At 54.5% G+C, this 19,665-nt stretch carries 24 protein-coding genes; 13 read left to right on the top strand and 11 right to left on the bottom strand.

What is annotated here, in order from left to right; all coding sequences use genetic code 11:
* The first annotated feature begins 165 nt into the window (after positions 1–165).
* Positions 166–1,137, top strand: a complete 972-nt coding sequence (gene ispB / locus ABLU87_RS06930; protein WP_004854564.1) for an octaprenyl diphosphate synthase — start codon at positions 166–168, stop codon at positions 1,135–1,137.
* Between the two features lie 197 nt (positions 1,138–1,334).
* The gene (sfsB, locus tag ABLU87_RS06925) at positions 1,335–1,607 is read left to right on the top strand and encodes a DNA-binding transcriptional regulator SfsB (protein WP_004854566.1); all 273 of its coding nucleotides are present in this window, start codon (positions 1,335–1,337) and stop codon (positions 1,605–1,607) included.
* 55 nt (positions 1,608–1,662) lie between these two features.
* On the opposite strand, the gene murA is transcribed toward sfsB, so the two are convergent.
* From murA to mlaF, 7 genes are all read right to left on the bottom strand, one after another.
* Positions 1,663–2,922 carry a UDP-N-acetylglucosamine 1-carboxyvinyltransferase gene (gene murA / locus ABLU87_RS06920; protein WP_004854569.1) on the bottom strand — a complete coding sequence of 420 codons (1,260 nt, stop codon included), beginning with the start codon at positions 2,920–2,922 and terminating at the stop codon, positions 1,663–1,665.
* A gap of 54 nt (positions 2,923–2,976) precedes the next feature.
* On the bottom strand, positions 2,977–3,231 hold the full coding sequence (gene ibaG / locus ABLU87_RS06915) for a BolA family iron metabolism protein IbaG (protein WP_004106141.1): 255 nt from the start codon (positions 3,229–3,231) through the stop codon (positions 2,977–2,979).
* Between the two features lie 135 nt (positions 3,232–3,366).
* Complete coding sequence (gene mlaB, locus ABLU87_RS06910; RefSeq protein WP_014839634.1) at positions 3,367–3,657, bottom strand: lipid asymmetry maintenance protein MlaB; 291 nt, start codon at positions 3,655–3,657, stop codon at positions 3,367–3,369.
* Positions 3,657–4,292, bottom strand: coding sequence for a phospholipid-binding protein MlaC (mlaC, locus tag ABLU87_RS06905; protein ID WP_004125682.1), 636 nt, complete (start codon positions 4,290–4,292; stop codon positions 3,657–3,659). Before mlaC ends, mlaB begins: the two co-directional genes overlap by 1 nt.
* Positions 4,293–4,310: 18 nt before the next feature.
* Positions 4,311–4,862, bottom strand: a complete 552-nt coding sequence (gene mlaD / locus ABLU87_RS06900) for an outer membrane lipid asymmetry maintenance protein MlaD (RefSeq protein ID WP_014226983.1) — start codon at positions 4,860–4,862, stop codon at positions 4,311–4,313.
* Positions 4,863–4,866: 4 nt separating this feature from the next.
* Complete coding sequence (mlaE, locus tag ABLU87_RS06895) at positions 4,867–5,649, bottom strand: lipid asymmetry maintenance ABC transporter permease subunit MlaE (protein ID WP_004125690.1); 783 nt, start codon at positions 5,647–5,649, stop codon at positions 4,867–4,869.
* A 7-nt stretch (positions 5,650–5,656) separates the two neighbouring features.
* Positions 5,657–6,469: a phospholipid ABC transporter ATP-binding protein MlaF gene (mlaF, locus tag ABLU87_RS06890; RefSeq protein WP_004125691.1), complete on the bottom strand. Its 813-nt coding sequence runs from the start codon at positions 6,467–6,469 to the stop codon at positions 5,657–5,659.
* Between the two features lie 209 nt (positions 6,470–6,678).
* Here mlaF and ABLU87_RS06885 point away from each other — a divergent pair, with 209 nt between their 5' ends.
* From ABLU87_RS06885 to npr, 11 genes are all read left to right on the top strand, one after another.
* A complete protein-coding gene (locus tag ABLU87_RS06885; RefSeq protein ID WP_004854581.1) occupies positions 6,679–7,656 on the top strand; it encodes a calcium/sodium antiporter in 978 nt (325 codons plus the stop codon).
* 14 nt (positions 7,657–7,670) lie between these two features.
* Positions 7,671–8,657, top strand: a complete 987-nt coding sequence (kdsD, locus tag ABLU87_RS06880) for an arabinose-5-phosphate isomerase KdsD (RefSeq protein WP_004854583.1) — start codon at positions 7,671–7,673, stop codon at positions 8,655–8,657.
* A 14-nt stretch (positions 8,658–8,671) separates the two neighbouring features.
* Entirely contained in the window at positions 8,672–9,238 is a 567-nt protein-coding gene (gene kdsC, locus ABLU87_RS06875) for a 3-deoxy-manno-octulosonate-8-phosphatase KdsC (protein ID WP_122116736.1), read from the top strand.
* Positions 9,235–9,810 (top strand): LPS export ABC transporter periplasmic protein LptC, encoded by a 576-nt coding sequence (gene lptC, locus ABLU87_RS06870; RefSeq protein WP_004854587.1) that lies wholly within the window; start codon positions 9,235–9,237, stop codon positions 9,808–9,810. The genes kdsC and lptC overlap by 4 nt, the downstream gene beginning before the upstream one ends.
* The gene (lptA, locus tag ABLU87_RS06865; protein ID WP_004125703.1) at positions 9,779–10,324 is read left to right on the top strand and encodes a lipopolysaccharide ABC transporter substrate-binding protein LptA; all 546 of its coding nucleotides are present in this window, start codon (positions 9,779–9,781) and stop codon (positions 10,322–10,324) included. Before lptC ends, lptA begins: the two co-directional genes overlap by 32 nt.
* A gap of 6 nt (positions 10,325–10,330) precedes the next feature.
* Positions 10,331–11,056, top strand: a complete 726-nt coding sequence (gene lptB / locus ABLU87_RS06860) for an LPS export ABC transporter ATP-binding protein (RefSeq protein ID WP_004125705.1) — start codon at positions 10,331–10,333, stop codon at positions 11,054–11,056.
* Between the two features lie 47 nt (positions 11,057–11,103).
* Positions 11,104–12,537 (top strand): RNA polymerase factor sigma-54, encoded by a 1,434-nt coding sequence (gene rpoN, locus ABLU87_RS06855; RefSeq protein WP_122116737.1) that lies wholly within the window; start codon positions 11,104–11,106, stop codon positions 12,535–12,537.
* Between the two features lie 22 nt (positions 12,538–12,559).
* A complete protein-coding gene (gene hpf, locus ABLU87_RS06850; protein ID WP_004106167.1) occupies positions 12,560–12,847 on the top strand; it encodes a ribosome hibernation promoting factor in 288 nt (95 codons plus the stop codon).
* Between the two features lie 65 nt (positions 12,848–12,912).
* Positions 12,913–13,401: a PTS IIA-like nitrogen regulatory protein PtsN gene (gene ptsN / locus ABLU87_RS06845; RefSeq protein WP_004854593.1), complete on the top strand. Its 489-nt coding sequence runs from the start codon at positions 12,913–12,915 to the stop codon at positions 13,399–13,401.
* A gap of 45 nt (positions 13,402–13,446) precedes the next feature.
* On the top strand, positions 13,447–14,301 hold the full coding sequence (gene rapZ, locus ABLU87_RS06840; protein ID WP_004106169.1) for an RNase adapter RapZ: 855 nt from the start codon (positions 13,447–13,449) through the stop codon (positions 14,299–14,301).
* Positions 14,298–14,570, top strand: a complete 273-nt coding sequence (npr, locus tag ABLU87_RS06835) for a PTS phosphocarrier protein NPr (RefSeq protein WP_004106170.1) — start codon at positions 14,298–14,300, stop codon at positions 14,568–14,570. Before rapZ ends, npr begins: the two co-directional genes overlap by 4 nt.
* A gap of 52 nt (positions 14,571–14,622) precedes the next feature.
* Here the strand turns inward: npr and mtgA are convergent, their stop codons facing one another.
* The 4 genes from mtgA to ABLU87_RS06815 form a co-directional block, all read right to left on the bottom strand.
* Complete coding sequence (gene mtgA, locus ABLU87_RS06830) at positions 14,623–15,348, bottom strand: monofunctional biosynthetic peptidoglycan transglycosylase (RefSeq protein ID WP_014226984.1); 726 nt, start codon at positions 15,346–15,348, stop codon at positions 14,623–14,625.
* Entirely contained in the window at positions 15,345–15,998 is a 654-nt protein-coding gene (gene elbB, locus ABLU87_RS06825) for an isoprenoid biosynthesis glyoxalase ElbB (protein WP_122116738.1), read from the bottom strand. Before elbB ends, mtgA begins: the two co-directional genes overlap by 4 nt.
* Positions 15,999–16,232: 234 nt before the next feature.
* Positions 16,233–18,572, bottom strand: coding sequence for an aerobic respiration two-component sensor histidine kinase ArcB (gene arcB, locus ABLU87_RS06820; protein WP_025108151.1), 2,340 nt, complete (start codon positions 18,570–18,572; stop codon positions 16,233–16,235).
* A gap of 131 nt (positions 18,573–18,703) precedes the next feature.
* Positions 18,704–19,639, bottom strand: coding sequence for a TIGR01212 family radical SAM protein (locus ABLU87_RS06815; protein ID WP_014226987.1), 936 nt, complete (start codon positions 19,637–19,639; stop codon positions 18,704–18,706).
* Between the last annotated feature and the right edge of the window lie 26 nt (positions 19,640–19,665).

Here is a 19,665-nt window from a genome sequence, read left to right as displayed (position 1 = left end):
GACAAGAGCGATCAGCGATCAACGCAGAAAAAAAACACAACTTTCACTCCAGCGTTTAACTACGGCAATTTTTCAGTACAATCATAGATTCTTTTAATTCTATCTTAATCCTTCTGTGATCCCATTCGGATACGCGGTAACAGGACATTTGGCCCGGCTTTTGCGATGAATTTAGAAAAAATCAATGAGTTAACCGCGCAGGATATGGCGGGCGTCAATGCGACAATTCTTGAGCAACTCGACTCTGATGTTCAGCTTATCAATCAGTTAGGCTATTACATTGTTAGCGGAGGCGGTAAACGCATTCGCCCGATGATTGCCGTACTGGCCGCGCGTGCCGTTGGATATCAGGGAAACGCTCACGTCGCCATTGCCGCGCTGATCGAATTTATCCATACCGCCACCCTGCTGCATGATGATGTCGTCGATGAGTCTGATATGCGCCGGGGAAAAGCCACCGCAAACGCCGCTTTTGGCAATGCGGCTAGCGTGCTGGTCGGTGATTTTATCTACACCCGCGCCTTTCAGATGATGACCAGCCTTGGGTCATTGAGAGTGCTGGAAGTGATGTCGGAAGCCGTTAACGTCATTGCCGAAGGGGAAGTCCTGCAGCTGATGAACGTTAACGACCCGGATATCACTGAAGAAAACTACATGCGGGTCATTTACAGCAAGACCGCACGTTTGTTTGAAGCCGCAGCCCAGTGCTCCGGCATTCTGGCCGACTGCAGCGCGGAACAAGAGAAAGCGTTACAGGATTACGGACGCTATCTGGGTACCGCTTTCCAGCTGATCGACGATCTGCTTGATTACAGTTCAGACGGTGAGCGTCTGGGTAAAAACGTCGGTGACGATCTGAATGAAGGCAAACCCACCCTTCCGCTGCTGCATGCTATGCAACACGGCAACGCAGAGCAGTCCGCCATGATCCGTGGGGCGATTGAGCAGGGTAATGGCCGTCATCTTCTCGACGCCGTACTGGAAACGATGGCAACCTGCGGCTCGCTGGAATGGACCCAAAAACGCGCGGAGGAAGAGGCTGATAAAGCGATTGCCGCGCTTCAGGTCCTTCCCGATTCTCCGTGGCGTGAAGCGCTAATCGGTCTTGCCCACATCGCTGTGCAACGCGATCACTAACCCCTCCTCTTGCTTTCCCGCGCAAACCGCGGGAAAGTTCCAGTAAGCGTCAAAAAACCAAGAACCAGCCGTATCCCTTGATATATTCCTAATATCAAACCCATTAAAAGAACTTGTTAGAACATTACTGGAACCCACGGTATAGTCATTTTGTCGTCCATTAAGGACGCCAGGCATGTTTATTACCAGGAGAATTTATGGATAAGTTCATCGACTGGCATCCGGCGGATATTATTGCCGGATTACGCAAAAAAGGGACGTCGCTGGCAGCTGAATCGCGGCGTAATGGTTTAAGTTCTTCAACGCTCGCCAATGCGCTGACCCGGCCCTGGCCCAAGGGCGAGCTGATTATTGCTAACGCGCTGGAAACCGATCCGTGGGTAATATGGCCATCGCGCTATCACGATCCCCATACCCATCAGTTTATCGACAGAACGCAAATGATGCGCCCAAGGAAGAACAACAAGTAAAGCGAGGTTGCAGACAACAGCCCCCGGACAAACGTCAGAGGGCTGCTGCTACGGCTTATTCGCCTTTGACGCGTTCGATATTCGCACCAAGCGCCTGAAGCTTGTCTTCGATACGTTCGTAGCCGCGGTCAATGTGGTAAATACGATCGACAATCGTCGTACCTTCCGCAATACAGCCCGCCAGTACCAGGCTGGCTGACGCACGCAGATCCGTCGCCATCACCTGGGCGCCAGAAAGCTGCTTCACGCCGTGGCAAATCGCCGTATTGCTCTCGATTTCCGCATGCGCGCCCATACGGATCAGTTCCGGGATATGCATGAAACGGTTTTCGAAGATCGTCTCGGTGATCACGCCGGTGCCCTCGGCAACCAGATTCAGCAAGGTGAACTGAGCCTGCATGTCGGTCGGGAAGCCTGGATGTGGGGCAGTACGCACGTTGACGGCCTTCGGACGATTGCCGTGCATGTCCAGGCTAATCCAGTCTTCGCCCGTTTCGATATCCGCACCGGCGTCGCGTAGCTTAGCCAGAACCGCATCAAGGGTATCCGGCTGGGCATTGCGGCACAGGATCTTACCGCCAGAAATCGCCGCCGCCACCAGGAACGTCCCGGTTTCAATACGATCCGGCAGAACGCGGTAGACGCCGCCGCCGAGGCGCGCTACGCCTTCGATGGTGATGCGATCGGTACCCTGACCTTTGATCTTCGCACCCAGCGTGTTGAGAAAGTTCGCGGTATCGACAATTTCCGGCTCGCGCGCGGCGTTTTCGATAACGGTCGTACCTTCCGCCAGCGTCGCAGCGCTCATGATGGTCACGGTAGCGCCAACGCTGACCTTATCCATCACAATATGCGCGCCTTTCAGACGTCCATTAACCGACGCCTTGACATAACCTTCTTCCAGCTTGATTTCCGCACCCAGCTGCTCAAGGCCGGTAATGTGTAAATCAACGGGGCGCGCGCCGATGGCGCAGCCCCCGGGAAGAGAAACCTGCCCCTGGCCAAAACGCGCCACCAGCGGTCCCAGCGCCCAAATAGACGCGCGCATGGTTTTGACGAGGTCATACGGAGCACAGAAAACGTCGACCGGGCCGGCATCGATCCATACGGAGCCGTTGCGCTTAACGTTCGCGCCCAGCTGGCTCAGCAGTTTCATGGTGGTATCGATGTCTTTCAGCTTCGGTACGTTTTGGATCTCAATCGGCTCTTCGGCTAATAGCGCGGCAAAGAGGATTGGCAGGGCGGCGTTTTTCGCGCCGGAAATGGTGACCTCGCCCTGAAGACGAGTTGGCCCCTGAACACGGAATTTATCCATTGATTCTGTTCTCTGTTAAGAATTCACATACGCTGCGGGGAACATCCCCACAGCTTATAAGCCATTAAGTTTGCGGTCTCGCGCCCACTCCTGCGGAGTAAACGCTTTAATCGACAGAGCATGGATGCGGTTATCGGCAATATATTCCATCAGCGGGGCATAGATAGCCTGTTGCTTCTTGACCCGACTCATGCCGTCGAACATCTCACCCACAGCAATAACCTGAAAGTGGCTGCCATCGCCAGAGACGTGGACTTCCTGAAGGGAGAGTGCGTTCATCAGCACGGTCTGAATTTCATGATTTTCCATGGGCTACATTTATCTGATAGTGAAAACAGCCCAACATCTTAGAGGAAAGTGGCGCCGTCTTAAACAAGCAAAAAGCCCCATCGAAAAGTTTGATGGGGCTTTCAGAATAGCTTCAGCACTAAGGCACTGAAAAAGTTATGGGATCATATCAGCAGGAAGGTTATACAACCTGACCAGGGTTTGCAGATTTTCACTCTTCCCGGTCAACTTCGCTTCCCCGCCCTGCCGACGAACCAGTGCGATAAAATGCACTAATAGCGCCAGCCCGGCGGTGTCCACGCGGGTCACGGCGCTCAGGTCGATGGCAGACACGCCATCCGTCGCCTGCGCGCGCGCTTCCCACAGCGGGACCAAAAGATCCTGGTCCAGCTCTCCGCGCAGCGCCAGCGTCTCACCATCGCGCGCCCAGCTCAGCTGCCCGGTCATTATTTTTTCTGTTCCAGCGTAATCGGCTGCGCTGAGCTTGCCTTCAGCTGCGCCGTCAGACCATCAACGCCTTTAGTACGCAGCAGATCGCTCCACTCGTTTTGTTTAGTGGTGATCATGCTCACCCCTTCCGCAATCATGTCGTACGCCTGCCAGTTACCGGTCTGGGTATTTTTACGCCACTGGAAATCCAGGCGCACCGGCGGACGACCATTCGGATCAAGGATGGTGACGCGGATAGGAACAATGGTCGCGCTGCCCAAAGGCTGCTCAGGGGCAATCTGATAGGTCTGACCGTGATACATCGCCAGCGCCTGGCCATAGGCCTGCTTCAGATATTCGCGGAAGGCGGCAAAATAGGCTTCACGCTGCGCCGGGGTCGCTTCTTTGTAATAACGACCTAACACCAGCGCGCCGGCGTATTTCACCTGAACATAGGGCAGCAGTTCCTGATCGACGATATCGCGCAGGTAGTTCGGGTTGGCCTGAATCTTCGGCTGCTCGTTCTTGAGGCGATCGAAGGTTTTCTGCGCCGCTTCGTCCATCAGCTTGTACGGATTGGACTGATCCGCGGCGGTGGCCGCAGTCAAGGGGGCAATCACCAGCATGGCGACCATTAGTAAGCGTTTAAACATATCTTAACTCTCCTGAAATTAGTGCGTCGTGCCGGCTGGCGGCGTAGCGTCAGTATGACTCTCTCCAGCAGCCTGTTCATCGCCAGAATTCTTATTGTCGCTACCTTTACTGTTATAAAGGAACTGGCCTATCAAATCTTCCAGCACCATTGCGGATTTGGTGTCCTGAATGGTACCGCCATCTTTAAGGATAGTGGTTCCCAGCTCAGGATCTTCAAACCCGATATTCATCGCCAGGTACTGTTCGCCCAGCAGACCGGAAGTTCGGATCGCCAGCGAGCTGGTATCCGGAATATGGTTGTAGCGCTCATCAATATCGAGCGCGACGCGAGGCAGGTAGGTCTTAGGATCGAGCGTAATATCCGCCACGCGTCCAACGACAACGCCGCCAATCCGCACCGGAGAGCGCGCTTTGAGACCGCCGATATTGTCAAAAGTGGCATAGAGCCGATAAGTCGGTTCGGTACGTAAAGAGGTTACGTTTGCCGCCTTCAGGCAGACAAACAGCGCGGCCAGCAGCGCAACCAGTAAAAACACCCCTACCCAGATTTCATTTTTTCTCGTTTGCATGAACTCAATTCCCAAACATCAGCGCAGTCAGCACAAAATCCAGCCCCAGAACCGCCAGCGACGCATGCACCACGGTACGCGTCGTCGCCCGGCTAATCCCGGCGGAAGTGGGGATAGCGTCATAACCGTTAAATAACGCGATCCATGTTACCGTAATGGCGAAAACCAGGCTCTTAATCAGGCAGTTAACCAGATCCATCCGCCAGTCAACGGCGTTTTGCATCGCGCTCCAGAAGAATCCGCCATCGATGCCCTTCCAGCTGACACCGACCAGCGAGCCGCCCCAAACGCCGACCGCCACAAAAATAATCGTTAACAACGGCAGTGAAATCACCCCCGCCCAGAAACGCGGAGAGATCACGCGGCGAAGCGGGTCGACCGCCATCATCTCCATACTGGAGAGCTGCTCCGTTGCGCGCATCAGGCCAATTTCAGCAGTCAGCGCCGAGCCGGCACGCCCGGCAAACAGCAGCGCGGCGACCACCGGTCCCAGCTCACGCAGCAGCGACAGCGCCACCAGCATGCCCAGACTGGTTTCGGCGCTATAGGTGGTCAACACCAGATAGCCCTGCAGACCCAGCACCATACCGATAAACAGCCCCGATACAATGATGATCAGCATCGATAGCACGCCAACGTTGTACAGCTGACGCACCAGCAGCGGCGCATGCTTGCGAAACTCAGGCTTGCCCACAACCGCGTTGAAGAGCATTAATCCAGCACGCCCGAACGTCGCGATAGTTTTTATACCGCGATGCCCAAGCGCGGCTAGCGCATTTAACAACATGAGTCGCTTAACTCCCTTTGCCCAATAAATCATGATGATAATCACCCGCCGGATAGCGGAACGGCACCGGGCCGTCGGCGATACCATCAATGAACTGACGAACCCGAGGATCGGCATTTTCACGCAGCGACTGCGCGCTCCCATGCGCTACGACCTTTTTGTCCGCCACGATATATGCAAAGTCCGCGATGCTGAGCACCTCCGGCACATCATGCGAAACCACGATACAGGTGACACCCAGGGTGCTATTGAGTTCAGAAATCAGCTTCACCAGCACCCCCATCGTAATGGGGTCCTGCCCGACAAAGGGCTCATCGAACATGATTAAATCAGGTTCGAGCGCAATCGCCCTCGCCAGGGCGGCACGGCGCGCCATGCCGCCGGAAAGCTCAGAAGGCATCAGCTTCGCGGCTCCGCGTAGCCCAACGGCTTCCAGCTTCATCATCACCGTGGTGTGCAGCAGCGCTTCCGGCAAACGCGTATGCTCGCGCAGCGGATAAGCGACGTTATCGAACACATTCAGATCGGTGAACAGCGCGCCGGACTGAAACAGCATGCTCATGCGCTTGCGGACGGTATACAGGCGCGAACGCGACATCTGCGGTACGTTTTCACCATCAAACAGGATCTCGCCTTTATCGGGCGGGATCTGACCGCCGATGAGACGTAACAGGGTGGTTTTGCCGATCCCTGATGGCCCCATTATCGCGGTGATCTTGCCGCGGGGTACCGATAGCGAGATATCATCGAAGATCACGCGATCGCCCCTCGAGAAGCGAATACCGCGCACTTCGACTAGATTCGCCGAACTCTGGCTCATAAAATCATCCTTACTAGACACCCGTCGGGCTAAGCATGGCGCTTTCTTTCACCACAAACCCAACATTTTTACAGAATCTTACCCGCCCGGGTTAGCGAAAGCTGGCATTTGTTTTACTTTTGGCACACATAAAGTCAAAATTAAGAATTCGTTACGCTGCCTACGGACGGCCAGCGAGGCGACGATTATACCTGAAGAAAGGACTTTAGATGCTCTTAGCGACGGCTCTGTTAATTATTGGTTTATTGCTGGTTGTCTACAGCGCCGATCGTCTGGTCTACGCCGCTTCAATACTCTGCCGTATGCTGGGGATCCCTCCCCTGATTATTGGCATGACGGTAGTCAGCATCGGTACCAGTTTGCCGGAAGTGATTGTTTCCGCCGCCGCTTCCCTGCATGGGCAAACCGATCTGGCGATCGGCACCGCTCTCGGATCGAATATCACCAATATCCTGCTGATCCTCGGCCTCACCGCGCTGTTTCAACCTTTTACCGTGCATTCTGATATCCTGCGCCGCGAATTGCCGTTAATGTTGCTGGTTAGTTTACTGGCAGGATTTGTGCTGTACGACGGCCAGCTTACGCGGATAGACGGCCTTTTTTTGCTGGCGCTGGCCATTCTGTGGCTGCTGTTTACCCTTAAAATTGCCCGCCTTGCGGAACGCCAGGGTAACGACAGCCTGACCCGTGAACAGCTGGCGGAGCTGCCGCGAGAAGGCTCGCTTCCCGTCGCGCTGCTCTGGTTGGGCGTCGCGATGATTGTGATGCCGATGGCTACGCGGATGGTGGTCGATAACGCCACGGTGCTGGCAAACTTTTTTGCTATCAGCGAACTGACCGTCGGCTTAACGGTCGTCGCTATCGGCACCAGCCTGCCCGAGCTGGCCACGGCCATCGCCGGAGCGCGAAAAGGCGAAAATGACATCGCTATCGGCAATATCATTGGCGCTAATATTCTTAATATTGTACTGGTCCTCGGGCTCCCCGCGCTGATTGCGCCAGGCACCTTTGCCGCCGAGGCCTTTACCCGCGATTATGGCGTCATGCTGCTGGTCAGCCTGATCTTCGCCGCGCTGTGCTGGCGCCGTAAGCAGCAGCCCGGTCGCCTTGCCGGTGCCCTGCTGCTGGGTGGTTTTGTGCTTTGGTTAGCGATGCTGTACTGGACAGCGCCGCTCTTCGTTGAATGATTCGGGATAACATTATGTCGCAAATAGATTTGCCAGCGGATTTTGACTTTCAACGGGCAGGCCGCGAGGTTCTGGACATTGAACGTGAAGGTCTGGCCCAGCTCGATCAATACATTAATGAAGATTTTACCCGTGCCTGTGAGACCATTTTCCGCTGTACCGGTAAAGTTGTGGTGATGGGAATGGGGAAATCCGGCCATATCGGGCGAAAAATGGCAGCCACTTTCGCCAGTACCGGAACGTCATCTTTCTTCGTTCATCCCGGTGAGGCCGCGCACGGCGATTTAGGCATGGTAACTCCATGCGACGTGGTGATCGCGCTATCCAACTCGGGCGAGTCAAATGAAATCCTCGCCCTGATTCCGGTGCTTAAGCGCCAGCAGGTGGCGCTGATTTGTATCACCAGCCGACCGGAAAGCAGCATGGCGCGCGCGGCGGATATTCATCTGTGCGTGAAGGTGCCCAAAGAGGCCTGCCCGTTAGGGCTGGCCCCCACGTCAAGCACCACCGCCGCGCTGGTCATGGGCGATGCCCTTGCCGTAGCGCTGCTGGAAGCCCGCGGTTTTACCGCTGAAGATTTTGCGCTATCGCACCCTGGCGGCGCTCTGGGCCGTAAGCTACTGCTGCGGGTCAATGATATCATGCACACCGGCGATGAAATTCCGCACGTTGGCCTGGAGGCCACGCTCCGCGATGCGTTGCTGGAAATCACGCGCAAAAATTTAGGCATGACCGCCATTTGCGATGATGAAATGAATATCATCGGCATCTTCACCGATGGCGATCTGCGCCGCGTATTTGATACCGGCATTGATATGCGTAACGCCAGTATTGCCGAAGTGATGACGCGAGGCGGAATCCGCATCCGTCCCGGCACGCTGGCCGTTGATGCGCTGAACCTGATGCAGTCCCGTCATATCACCTGCGTGCTGGTTGCTGATGGCGACCGTCTGGTAGGTGTGATACATATGCACGATCTCCTGCGCGCGGGCGTAGTGTAAGTAAGGAAAAAATAATGAATAATGCTGATGCCCTGATAGCGACCTGCTACGGGCCGGTAAGCCAGGACTTTCTTGACCGGGCGGCGAAGATCCGTTTATTGATACTTGATGTAGACGGCGTTTTGTCCGACGGTCTTATCTATATGGGTAACAACGGCGAAGAGCTGAAGGCGTTTAACGTGCGCGACGGCTACGGTATCCGCTGCGCCCTGACTTCAGATATTGAAGTGGCGATAATTACCGGGCGAAACGCTAAACTGGTGGAAGATCGCTGCCAAACGCTGGGCATTAAGCATCTCTACCAGGGGCAGTCGGATAAGCTGCTGGCGTTTCGTGAACTACTCAATAAACTGGCCGTTAGCGCGGATGAAGTCGCCTACATTGGCGACGATCTGATCGACTGGCCGGTGATGGCTGAAGTAGGTTTAAGCATAGCGGTAGCCGATGCGCATCCGCTGCTGCTCCCGCGCGCGGATTACGTTACTCGTATCAACGGGGGTCGCGGAGCGGTACGCGAAGTGTGCGATTTGCTACTATTGGCGCAGGGCAAGCTGGATGAGGCCAAAGGGCAATCTATATGAGTAAAACCAGACGTTGGGTTATCATTTTACTGTCGCTGGTCGCGCTGATCCTGATCGGCCTGAACCTGGCGAGTACGGACGATACCACCCAGCAAGCGATCAATCCTGACGATCCAACGTATACCAGCGAGCATACTGATACCGTCGTGTATAGCCCCGAAGGGGCGCTTAACTACCGGCTCATCGCGGAACACGTGGAGTATTTTTCCGAACAGCAGCTCTCGTGGTTCACAAAACCGGTGATGACCACCTTTGATACCAATAAAGTACCAACCTGGTCTATCAAAGCGGATAAAGCTAAGTTGACGAATGACCGCATGCTGTATCTTTACGGGCACGTTGAGGTAAATGCGCTGACGGCGGATTCTCAACTGCGCAAAATTACGACGGATAACGCCCAGATAAACCTGGTGACGCAGGATGTTACCTCCGATGACATGGTGACGTTGTACGGAACAACATTTAATTCCAGCGGCCTGAAAATGCGCGGGAACCTGCGCAGTAAAAATGCCGAGCTGATTGAAAAGGTTAGAACCTCATATGAAATTCAGAACAAACAAACTCAGCCTTAAGATTGCGCTCGCCAGCGCCTTACTGGCCGCCAGCCTGTCGGCACAGGCAAAGACAGGTGATACCGATCAGCCGATTCACATTGAATCCGATCAGCAGTCGCTGGATATGCAGGGTAACGTCGTCACCTTTACGGGGAATGTTGTCGTCACTCAGGGAACGATCAAAATCAACGCCGACAAAGTTGTTGTGACCCGTCCGGGTGGAGAGAAAGGCAAAGAGGTTATTGATGGCTACGGTAACCCGGCCACCTTCTACCAGATGCAGGACAACGGTAAGCCGGTAAAAGGCCGCGCGTCGAAAATGCATTATGAACTGCAAAACGACTTTGTCGTCCTGACCGGCAATGCGCATCTGGAACAGATCGATAGCAATATCCAGGGCGACAAAATCACTTACCTGGTGAAAGAGCAAAAAATGCAGGCCTTCAGCAATAAAGGCGGGCGCGTGACCACGGTTCTGGTTCCTTCGCAGCTGCAGGACAAGGGTAGCGATCAGTCAAAGAAGGGTAAGTAATTCGTTATGGCAACATTAACTGCAAAGAATCTTGCTAAAGCCTATAAAGGCCGCCGCGTTGTAGAAGACGTCAGCCTGACCGTGAATTCGGGCGAGATTGTTGGTCTGCTCGGTCCGAACGGTGCGGGTAAAACCACCACGTTCTATATGGTCGTTGGTATCGTACCGCGCGACGCCGGCAACATTATCATCGATGATGAAGATATCAGCCTGCTGCCCCTGCACGCGCGCGCGCGTCGCGGAATCGGCTATTTGCCGCAGGAGGCCTCCATATTCCGCCGCCTGAGCGTTTACGATAACCTGATGGCGGTACTGCAGATTCGCGACGACCTGAGCAACGAGCAGCGTGAAGACCGGGCGAAAGAGCTGATGGAGGAGTTTCACATTGAGCATCTGCGCGATAGCCTCGGCCAGGCGCTCTCCGGTGGTGAACGCCGCCGCGTCGAGATCGCCCGCGCGCTGGCCGCTAACCCGAAATTTATCCTGCTGGATGAACCCTTCGCCGGCGTGGACCCCATCTCCGTCATCGATATCAAACGCATTATTGAACACCTGCGCGACAGCGGTCTTGGCGTCCTGATAACCGACCATAACGTCCGGGAAACGCTGGCCGTGTGTGAGCGTGCTTATATCGTCAGCCAGGGCCACCTGATAGCTCACGGTACGCCACAGCAAATCCTTGAAGACGAGCAGGTTAAGCGCGTGTATCTTGGGGAAGACTTCAGACTCTGATAGGGTAGAGGTTACAGACGTTTTAGCCGGAGATATTGGCCCTGAATATGAAGCAAGGTTTGCAATTAAGGCTAAGCCAACAGCTTGCCATGACGCCACAACTGCAGCAGGCGATTCGTCTACTGCAGCTGTCCACGTTAGAACTCCAGCAAGAACTCCAGCAGGCGCTGGACAGCAACCCGTTGCTGGAGCAAACCGATCTTCACGATGAGGTAGAAACCAAAGAGGCCGAAGATCGTGAGTCTCTGGATACCGTCGATGCCCTTGAGCAGAAAGACATGCCCGAAGAGCTGCCGCTTGATGCCAGCTGGGATGAGATTTACACCGCCGGAACGCCGTCAGGCAACGGCGTTGATTATCAGGATGATGAACTGCCCGTCTACCAGGGCGAGACCACGCAAAGCCTGCAGGATTATCTGATGTGGCAGGTTGAACTGACGCCCTTCACCGATACCGATCGCGCCATCGCGACCTCTATCGTCGATGCCGTTGATGATACTGGCTACCTGACCGTTCCTGTCGAAGACATCGTGGAAAGTATTGGCGATGATGAAATCGGGCTTGAAGAAGTAGAAGCGGTTCTCAAGCGCATACAGCGCTTCGATCCCGTCGGCGTGGCGGCAAAAGATTTACGCGATTGCCTGCTGGTTCAGCTTTCACAGTTTGCCAAAGAGACGCCGTGGATTGATGAAGCTCGCCTGATCATCAGCGATCACCTTGATCTGCTTGCCAATCACGACTTCCGTAGCCTGATGCGCGTGACCCGCCTCAAAGAAGACGTGCTAAAGGAAGCGGTAAATCTGATCCAATCGCTGGATCCGCGCCCGGGCCAGTCGATCCAGACTGGCGAGCCAGAATACGTCATTCCTGACGTTCTGGTGCGTAAAGTGAACGATCGTTGGATCGTTGAGCTCAATTCAGATAGCCTTCCGCGCCTGAAGATCAACCAGCACTATGCCGCCATGGGTAACAGTACGCGCAATGACGCTGACGGCCAGTTTATCCGCAGCAACCTGCAGGAAGCGCGCTGGCTTATCAAGAGCCTGGAGAGCCGCAACGACACCCTTCTGCGCGTCAGCCGCTGCATTGTCGAACAGCAGCAGGCTTTTTTTGAACAAGGTGAAGAGTTTATGAAACCGATGGTGCTGGCGGACATCGCTCAGGCCGTCGAAATGCATGAATCCACCATTTCACGCGTTACTACGCAAAAATACCTGCACAGTCCGCGCGGTATTTTTGAGCTGAAGTATTTCTTCTCCAGCCATGTGAACACCGAAGGCGGCGGCGAAGCATCGTCGACGGCCATTCGTGCGCTGGTGAAGAAATTAATCGCCGCGGAAAACCCCGCGAAACCATTGAGTGACAGTAAGCTCACCACCCTGCTATCCGATCAGGGTATTATGGTGGCGCGGCGAACCGTTGCTAAGTACCGAGAGTCTTTATCCATTCCGCCGTCAAATCAGCGTAAGCAGCTGGTTTGACCCAACCGATAAGGAAGACACTATGCAGCTCAACATTACAGGACACAACGTTGAAATAACCCCCGCGATGCGCGATTTCGTTACCGCGAAGTTCAGCAAACTGGAGCAGTTTTTCGACAGGATCAACCAGGTCTATATTGTGTTAAAAGTGGAGAAGGTGACGCAAATAGCGGACGCCAATCTGCATGTCAACGGTGGTGAAATCCATGCCAGTGCGGAAGGGCAGGATATGTATGCTGCGATCGATGGTCTTATCGATAAGCTGGCAAGACAGCTAACAAAACATAAAGATAAACTGAAACAACACTAATTGTCCGGGCAATAGCCTACGCCAACCGCCCGCAGGCGGTTGGCCAGGAGAGCTCAGGTGAAATTATGATAAATAACGATTCGGCTCTACAACTGAGCAATGTCCTTAACCAGGAATGTACCCGTAGCCAGGTTCACTGCCAGAGCAAAAAACGCGCGCTGGAAATCATCAGCGAGCTGGCGGCAAAGCAGTTAGGCTTACCGCCCCAGATCGTCTTCGAGGCGATCCTCACCCGTGAGAAAATGGGCAGTACCGGGATTGGCAACGGTATTGCGATCCCACACGGTAAACTCGAAGAGGATACGCTGCGGGCCGTGGGCGTTTTTGTTCAGTTGGAAACCCCAATTGCCTTCGATGCTATCGACAATCAACCCGTCGATCTGCTGTTTGCCCTTCTTGTCCCGGCCGATCAAACTAAAACGCATCTGCATACGCTCTCGCTGGTGGCGAAACGTCTGGCAGATAAAACTATTTGCCGCCGCCTGCGCGCTGCGCAAAGTGATGAAGAGCTGTATGAAATCATTACTGAAGCGGGAAGTAATAATGAGGCGTAACGGAAGTCGCACCTTACTCTTTTTCGTACTGAGGAGAAACGGTACATGGTACTGATGATCGTCAGCGGCCGTTCAGGGTCGGGGAAATCCGTCGCCCTGCGAGCGCTGGAAGATATGGGTTTTTACTGCGTCGATAACCTGCCGGTTGTGCTGTTGCCCGAGCTGGCGCGCTCGCTCGCCGACAGAAACATCTCGGCAGCCGTCAGCATTGACGTGCGTAACATGCCCGAGTCGCCGGAAATCTTCGAGCAGGCGATGAAAAATCTGCCCGCAGAATTTTCACCTCAGCTGCTGTTCCTGGATGCCGATCGTAACACCCTGATTCGCCGCTACAGCGACACGCGTCGTTTACATCCTCTGTCCAGTAAAAACCTGTCGCTGGAAAGCGCCATCGATGAAGAGAGCGACCTGCTGGAGCCTCTGCGTTCCCGCGCCGACCTGATCGTCGATACCTCAGAAATGTCGGTGCATGAGCTGGCAGAAATGCTGCGCACGCGTTTATTAGGCAAACGCGAGCGCGAACTGACGATGGTGTTTGAATCCTTTGGCTTTAAGCACGGTATACCTATCGATGCCGACTACGTTTTTGACGTGCGCTTTCTGCCGAACCCGCACTGGGATCCGAAGCTTCGTCCCATGACCGGCCTCGATAAGCCCGTCGCCGCCTTCCTCGACCGGCACACGGAAGTTCACAATTTTATCTACCAGACCCGCAGCTATCTTGAGCTATGGTTACCTATGCTGGAGACCAATAACCGCAGCTATTTGACGGTGGCCATTGGTTGTACCGGTGGTAAACACCGTTCGGTTTACATCGCCGAACAGCTGGCTGACTACTTCCGCTCGCGCGGTAAGAACGTGCAGTCTCGTCATCGGACGCTGGAAAAACGCAAATCATGACCGTTAAGCAAACCGTTGAAATCACCAATAAGCTGGGCATGCACGCTCGCCCGGCGATGAAGCTGTTTGAATTAATGCAGAACTATGATGCCGAGGTGCTGCTGCGTAATGATGAAGGTACCGAAGCGGAAGCAAATAGCGTGATTGCGCTGCTGATGCTCGATTCAGCTAAAGGGCGTCAGATCGAGATTGAAGCCAACGGCCCACAGGAAGTGGAGGCGCTGGCAGCGGTTATCGCGCTGTTCAACGCCGGGTTTGATGAGGATTAGCTTTCATTCCCCCGGCGGCAGCGTGCCTTCCGGGTTACCGGTTGTGAAATCATCAATGCAGCTTATTCGCCTGCATAAACCCTTCCCCACCTAACTGCCTCATCTGGCGCAGGATCCACGCCTGACGGCTGCGAACATAACCCGATGGCGCATCGGCGCGGAAGCGTATTGGGTTAGGCAGCACCGCAGCGAGCAGCGCGGCTTCGGAAGCCGTCAGTTTACTAGCCGGTTTGTGAAAATAGCGCTGCGACGCGGCTTCAACGCCAAACGTCCCCTCACCAAATTCAGCAATATTGAGATAGACCGTGAGGATCCGCTTTTTACTCCATACCGTCTCAATGCCGACGGTCAGTCCCGCCTCCAGCCCTTTTCTCAGCCAGCTGCGGCCGTCCCACAGAAACAGGTTTTTTGCCGTCTGTTGCGACAGGGTTGAGGCGCCGCGAATGCGGTTCTCATTGCGTTCATTATGCGCCAGCGCCTTCTCAATGGCCGTGACGTCAAATCCCCAGTGTTCCGGGAATTTCTGATCTTCTGCGGCAATAACCGCCAGCCCCATCCACGGCGAAATTTCATCCATGTCCACCCAGTCGGAATGGGCGAGGTAATGAAAATCCCCTGAAAGCCAGGCGCCGACCTGCCGCTCCAGCATCACCGCCGAAAAAGGAACAGGTACGAAGCTAAACAGGGCAATCCCGCCGCCCCATAGCACCGCACAAGCCAACAGCAGCCTCAGCACAAAGCGCTTAATCAACCGCAACGGCGAAAAGCGAAATGTCATGCCGTCAGAACCAATACGCGAGAGACCAGTTTTTCAATGCCGCTCGCCGCTTCGGCGATGTTCTGCGCCAGCATATACGCGGGGGTCGTCACCACTTTGTTGTCTTCATCCACCACAATATCGTCGACCGGGCAAGGCACGTGTTCAGCCCCCATCTCCTCAACCGCGTCGGCAGTATCAAGATCGGTACCAATGGTCACGCGTAGCGGTATAGCAAATATTTTCGGCAACAGTGCCGGAGCGATACAGATAAAGCCCAACGGTTTACCCGCCTGATGCATCGCCAGCGCCAGCGCCTTGAGATCGCGATCGACTTCACATTCGCTCCCCTGTGAAGCAAAGCTGCTGAGGTTCTTTGCTGCACCAAAACCGCCGGGGACGATCAGCGCATCCAGCGCATCCGCTCGGGCATTGGCCAAAGGCTGAATCTCTCCGCGTGCGATACGCGCCGCTTCCACGAGCACATTACGGCTTTCCGCCTGCGCTTCGCCGGTCAGGTGATTGATAACATCGGTTTGCACTTTATCTGGCGCATAGCAGATGGCGTGAGCGCCGCTGCGGGCTATTGCCAGCAGGGTAATGACGGCTTCATGAATTTCACTTCCGTCATAAACGCCGCAGCCGCTCAGCACCACACCAATTTTCTTCATCACATCAGCCCCTTAGTACAAGTTTATGAAAGCAGTCAAAAATTTTGAATTACTCGCTATGCTTCACATATTTTACTGTTTCATGTAACAAACTATTTAAGGTTTGCTATCTTAATGAGCGAGTAAGCCAAATCCTCAGGTTGCGCCGTGTAAAAAAATCACTCAAATGATTCTGGCGTAACGACCAGTTCCCTGGTGTTGGCGCAGTATTCGCGCACCCCGGTTTATCCGGGGTCATTTTTTATCTGCCGCCGCGACCCACGCTTTCAGCACCGCGACATCGTTTTGCCACTCTGATTTCATCTCTTCAACCCATTCACCCACGTTATCCGACCACGCAGGTAAATCCGGCGTTTGAATCTGCTGCCCTAACTGCTGGATATGGCGCAAACCGATTGAGCCCGCAGCCCCTTTAATCTTATGACCCTCATCGACAATGCCTTTCTGGTCGCGAGCGGTTAAATTGGATTCCAGGACCGCCAGGTAGCCCGGCATCATTCTTTCAAAAACGGCCAGACCGTCATTAATCAGCTTCGGCCCTACCAGTTCGATATACTGCTCAAGCATCGGAATATCCAGTACAGAAGCCGATTTACTGCTATCTACAGATGGCATTGCATTCTCCTCTTCTTCCGGCGCATCCCAGAATTTTTTGATAATCGCGGTTAATGCCGGAACCGATAATGGCTTACTAAGAACATCATCCATTCCCGCATCCAGATACTCTTTCTTGTTCTTCAGCACGTTAGCGGTAAGCGCCACCAGCGGCGGGAGCTCATCGGCGGCAAAGCGTTGTTTCAGCTGACGAGAAATATCGAGTCCAGTCATATCCGGCAGCTGAATATCAAGCAGAACCAGATCGTACTCGCCGGGTACAAACATCTCCAGCGCAGCCTTGCCGGTCATCGCCACATCCACGCTGTTGCCCAGCTTCTCCAGTACCGAGCGCGCCACGATAACGTTGAGCTCAATATCTTCCACTAGCAGCACGTTCAGCGCAGGTAATGGCATTTCATCTTCCGCCAGCGTGTCCTCGACCTCTTCAGCCACGGCCGGAGCGTGTACGGTAAGCGTAAAAGTCGCGCCTTTACCCGGGAGGCTGGTAACGCAAATATCACCGCCCATATTCCGCGCCAGGCGCCGCGATACGGCGAGGCCGATGCCGGTACCCGTCGCTGGCTTGCCGCCCTGGCTATCTTTCACCTGGTAATACATAGCGAAAATTTTATCCTGTTCCGCTTCAGGGATACCAATCCCTGAATCTTCTACTTCAAAGTGCAGGATGTCTCCTTCGTCATAGCGCACGCGGACGTTCACATTCCCGCCTTGCGGAGTAAATTTCACGGCATTACTAATAAGATTCCACAAGATTTGGCGCAAACGCGTTCCGTCGGTGATCACTTTATGCGGCAGCGGAAGCGTGGGGTCCAGCACAAAATGCAGGCCTTTCTGCTGCGCCTGCAGGCCGGAGAGGTTTTCCAGGTCGGCCAGGAAGCCGGTAAAGTCCACCGGCTGGTTATCCAGCTGAATTTTACGCCGCTCCATCTTATCCATCTCAATAATATCATTGAAGATATTACCCAGCGTTACCGCTGAGACGTGGATGGTTTTCAGATATCTTTCCTGTTCATCGGTAAGATCGGTATCCAGAAGGATTCGGCTAAGGCCTACGATGCCGTTAAGCGGCGTACGCAGCTCGTGGCTGATCGTTGAGATAAAGGTGGTCTTATCACGGCTGGCCCGCTCCAGCGCGTCCTGATAGCGCTTACGCTCCGTAATATCGCGGCCAAACCCCATCAGGCCGCGCCGCTTACCGACGCGGTCATAATAAGGCACTTTGCGGATTTCAAAGCAGGCCTTGCGCCCGTCCGGATAATCCAGCCACTGCTCGTAGGTGAGCGATACGTTATGGCGGAAGACTTTCTCATCCGTCTCCAGCACCTTCTCCGCCACCTCTTCGCTGTAAACATCCTGCGGCTTAAGATGAATAAGCTGCTTTTCACTTTTACCGGTCAACAGTTCCATGGCTCGGTTACAGCCAGAAAACTCTTTATCTTCATTACGATAGAAAACCAGGTCCGGAGAGGCATCCAGGAAGGAGCGCAAGAAGGAGGATTGCTGTTCCAGCTGAATTTGCGCCTCTTCACGCTCTTTCATCTCAATTTTCAGCTGCTCAAGCGTCGTTTCACGTTCCGCTTCCGCCTTTTCACGTTCGCCGATTTCCTGATTAAGCTGGGCGATGTTGTCCTTAAGCTGCACATTCAGCTTGAGATCGCGTTCGCGCATCTCCTCCAGTTTCTCCACCAGCCTCGAGAGGCGCTGCCGGGACTCTTCCAGCTGCTCAACCACCACCGACAGGAAATAGACCGCCCACGGGGTAATCAGCAAGCCAAAGAAGATGGAGCGGATCACATCAATACTTTCCACCTGGCCGTGCAGCACCATCGTCACGGCCATCTGCACAACGATCGCCAGCACCACCAGCGCAAAGGCCAGCAGCATTGAAAAGCGCACCAGACCCAGCTTCATCATCAGGTCAACATAATACTGCGCCAGCATACGGATTTGCTTCATAAGGGATTCCTTCGCGACAACTTCGCACAATAATACTCAATTCTGAGCAAGACGCTGTAAGTTGTGCCAAAAATGCGGGAAGGATTGTAGTTACGCGCCTGACGGTGGAGAGCCGTCAGCCGGAAAAGACGTTATTCGGCAGCAGCCGGAGAGATCCAGCAACGCCCGATGGCTGACCCCTGCACGCCGTATTCATTGAGATATTTATCCAGCTCAACCATCCCGGTCCAACGGTTCTCACACCACAGCGGCGCCAGCAACGTCGGGCGTCGGGCGCTGGCGGAGATACGGTGATAAATCACGTCTGGCGGAGTATGGCGAATCATCTCTCCTGCAGTGACCGTATACGCTTCCAGCGCAATACCGTTTAACCTGCCGGCCTGCCACGCCCTGGCCATGATACTGCCCTTCACAATATGAAGTGGATGCAGCTTAATGCCGTCTACGCCGGTCTCTACCACCTGCGCTAAGGTCTCCAGACATTCGCGCTGCCCTTCGCCCGGCAGGCCCACGATAAGGTGGCTACACACTTTGAGGCCGCGCTCGCGTGCCAGACGGGTGGTTCGCTGATAGCAGGCAAAATCGTGGCCGCGATTGATTCGGTGCAGCGTTTTATCATGCGCGGTCTGTAAACCCAGCTCGAGCCAGACTTCATACCCCTGCTCCCGATATTCAGTCAGCAGATCCAGTACCGCGCCGGGGACGCAGTCCGGGCGAGTCCCTACGCATAGCCCGACAATATTCGCCTGGCTGACCGCCTGCTGATACATAGCGCGCAGCACCTGCACCTCGGCAAAAGTGCTGGTATAAGCCTGGAAATAGGCCAGATAGCGCTTTGCACGATTCACCCGCTGCGCCTGATGGGCCAGCTGTTCCGCAATCGAGCGGTGCTGCTGCTCTTCATCGGCAAAAGAGGCCACATTACAGAACGTACAGCCGCCGCGACCAATAGTGCCATCGCGATTTGGGCAGCTAAATCCACCATGCAGCGTCAGTTTATGAACCTTTTCACCATAGCGGCGCATAAGATCCCCACCAAACATATTGACTAATTTTTGTAACTGCATAATCTGATAGACCGGCCTTAAGAAAG

This window comes from Klebsiella sp. CB_Kp196 (assembly GCF_040061575.1).
GTDB lineage: Bacteria > Pseudomonadota > Gammaproteobacteria > Enterobacterales > Enterobacteriaceae > Klebsiella > Klebsiella michiganensis.
The sequence above is the reverse complement of the archived record's forward strand: the minus strand, read 5'-3'. Positions and strand labels throughout refer to the sequence as shown.

Coding starts and splice junctions, on each gene's coding strand:
- sfsB (WP_004854566.1), top strand. CDS start 1,335: ATGGATAAGTTCATCGACTGGCATCCGGCGGATATTATTGCCGGATTA.
- mlaE (WP_004125690.1), bottom strand. CDS start 5,649: ATGTTGTTAAATGCGCTAGCCGCGCTTGGGCATCGCGGTATAAAAACT.
- ibaG (WP_004106141.1), bottom strand. CDS start 3,231: ATGGAAAATCATGAAATTCAGACCGTGCTGATGAACGCACTCTCCCTT.
- mlaC (WP_004125682.1), bottom strand. CDS start 4,292: ATGTTTAAACGCTTACTAATGGTCGCCATGCTGGTGATTGCCCCCTTG.
- arcB (WP_025108151.1), bottom strand. CDS start 18,572: ATGAAGCAAATCCGTATGCTGGCGCAGTATTATGTTGACCTGATGATG.
- ispB (WP_004854564.1), top strand. CDS start 166: ATGAATTTAGAAAAAATCAATGAGTTAACCGCGCAGGATATGGCGGGC.
- ABLU87_RS06815 (WP_014226987.1), bottom strand. CDS start 19,639: ATGCAGTTACAAAAATTAGTCAATATGTTTGGTGGGGATCTTATGCGC.
- rapZ (WP_004106169.1), top strand. CDS start 13,447: ATGGTACTGATGATCGTCAGCGGCCGTTCAGGGTCGGGGAAATCCGTC.
- rpoN (WP_122116737.1), top strand. CDS start 11,104: ATGAAGCAAGGTTTGCAATTAAGGCTAAGCCAACAGCTTGCCATGACG.
- elbB (WP_122116738.1), bottom strand. CDS start 15,998: ATGAAGAAAATTGGTGTGGTGCTGAGCGGCTGCGGCGTTTATGACGGA.
- npr (WP_004106170.1), top strand. CDS start 14,298: ATGACCGTTAAGCAAACCGTTGAAATCACCAATAAGCTGGGCATGCAC.
- ABLU87_RS06885 (WP_004854581.1), top strand. CDS start 6,679: ATGCTCTTAGCGACGGCTCTGTTAATTATTGGTTTATTGCTGGTTGTC.
- ptsN (WP_004854593.1), top strand. CDS start 12,913: ATGATAAATAACGATTCGGCTCTACAACTGAGCAATGTCCTTAACCAG.
- mlaF (WP_004125691.1), bottom strand. CDS start 6,469: ATGAGCCAGAGTTCGGCGAATCTAGTCGAAGTGCGCGGTATTCGCTTC.
- lptC (WP_004854587.1), top strand. CDS start 9,235: ATGAGTAAAACCAGACGTTGGGTTATCATTTTACTGTCGCTGGTCGCG.
- murA (WP_004854569.1), bottom strand. CDS start 2,922: ATGGATAAATTCCGTGTTCAGGGGCCAACTCGTCTTCAGGGCGAGGTC.
- lptB (WP_004125705.1), top strand. CDS start 10,331: ATGGCAACATTAACTGCAAAGAATCTTGCTAAAGCCTATAAAGGCCGC.
- mlaD (WP_014226983.1), bottom strand. CDS start 4,862: ATGCAAACGAGAAAAAATGAAATCTGGGTAGGGGTGTTTTTACTGGTT.
- mtgA (WP_014226984.1), bottom strand. CDS start 15,348: ATGACATTTCGCTTTTCGCCGTTGCGGTTGATTAAGCGCTTTGTGCTG.
- kdsC (WP_122116736.1), top strand. CDS start 8,672: ATGAATAATGCTGATGCCCTGATAGCGACCTGCTACGGGCCGGTAAGC.
- lptA (WP_004125703.1), top strand. CDS start 9,779: ATGAAATTCAGAACAAACAAACTCAGCCTTAAGATTGCGCTCGCCAGC.
- mlaB (WP_014839634.1), bottom strand. CDS start 3,657: ATGACCGGGCAGCTGAGCTGGGCGCGCGATGGTGAGACGCTGGCGCTG.
- hpf (WP_004106167.1), top strand. CDS start 12,560: ATGCAGCTCAACATTACAGGACACAACGTTGAAATAACCCCCGCGATG.
- kdsD (WP_004854583.1), top strand. CDS start 7,671: ATGTCGCAAATAGATTTGCCAGCGGATTTTGACTTTCAACGGGCAGGC.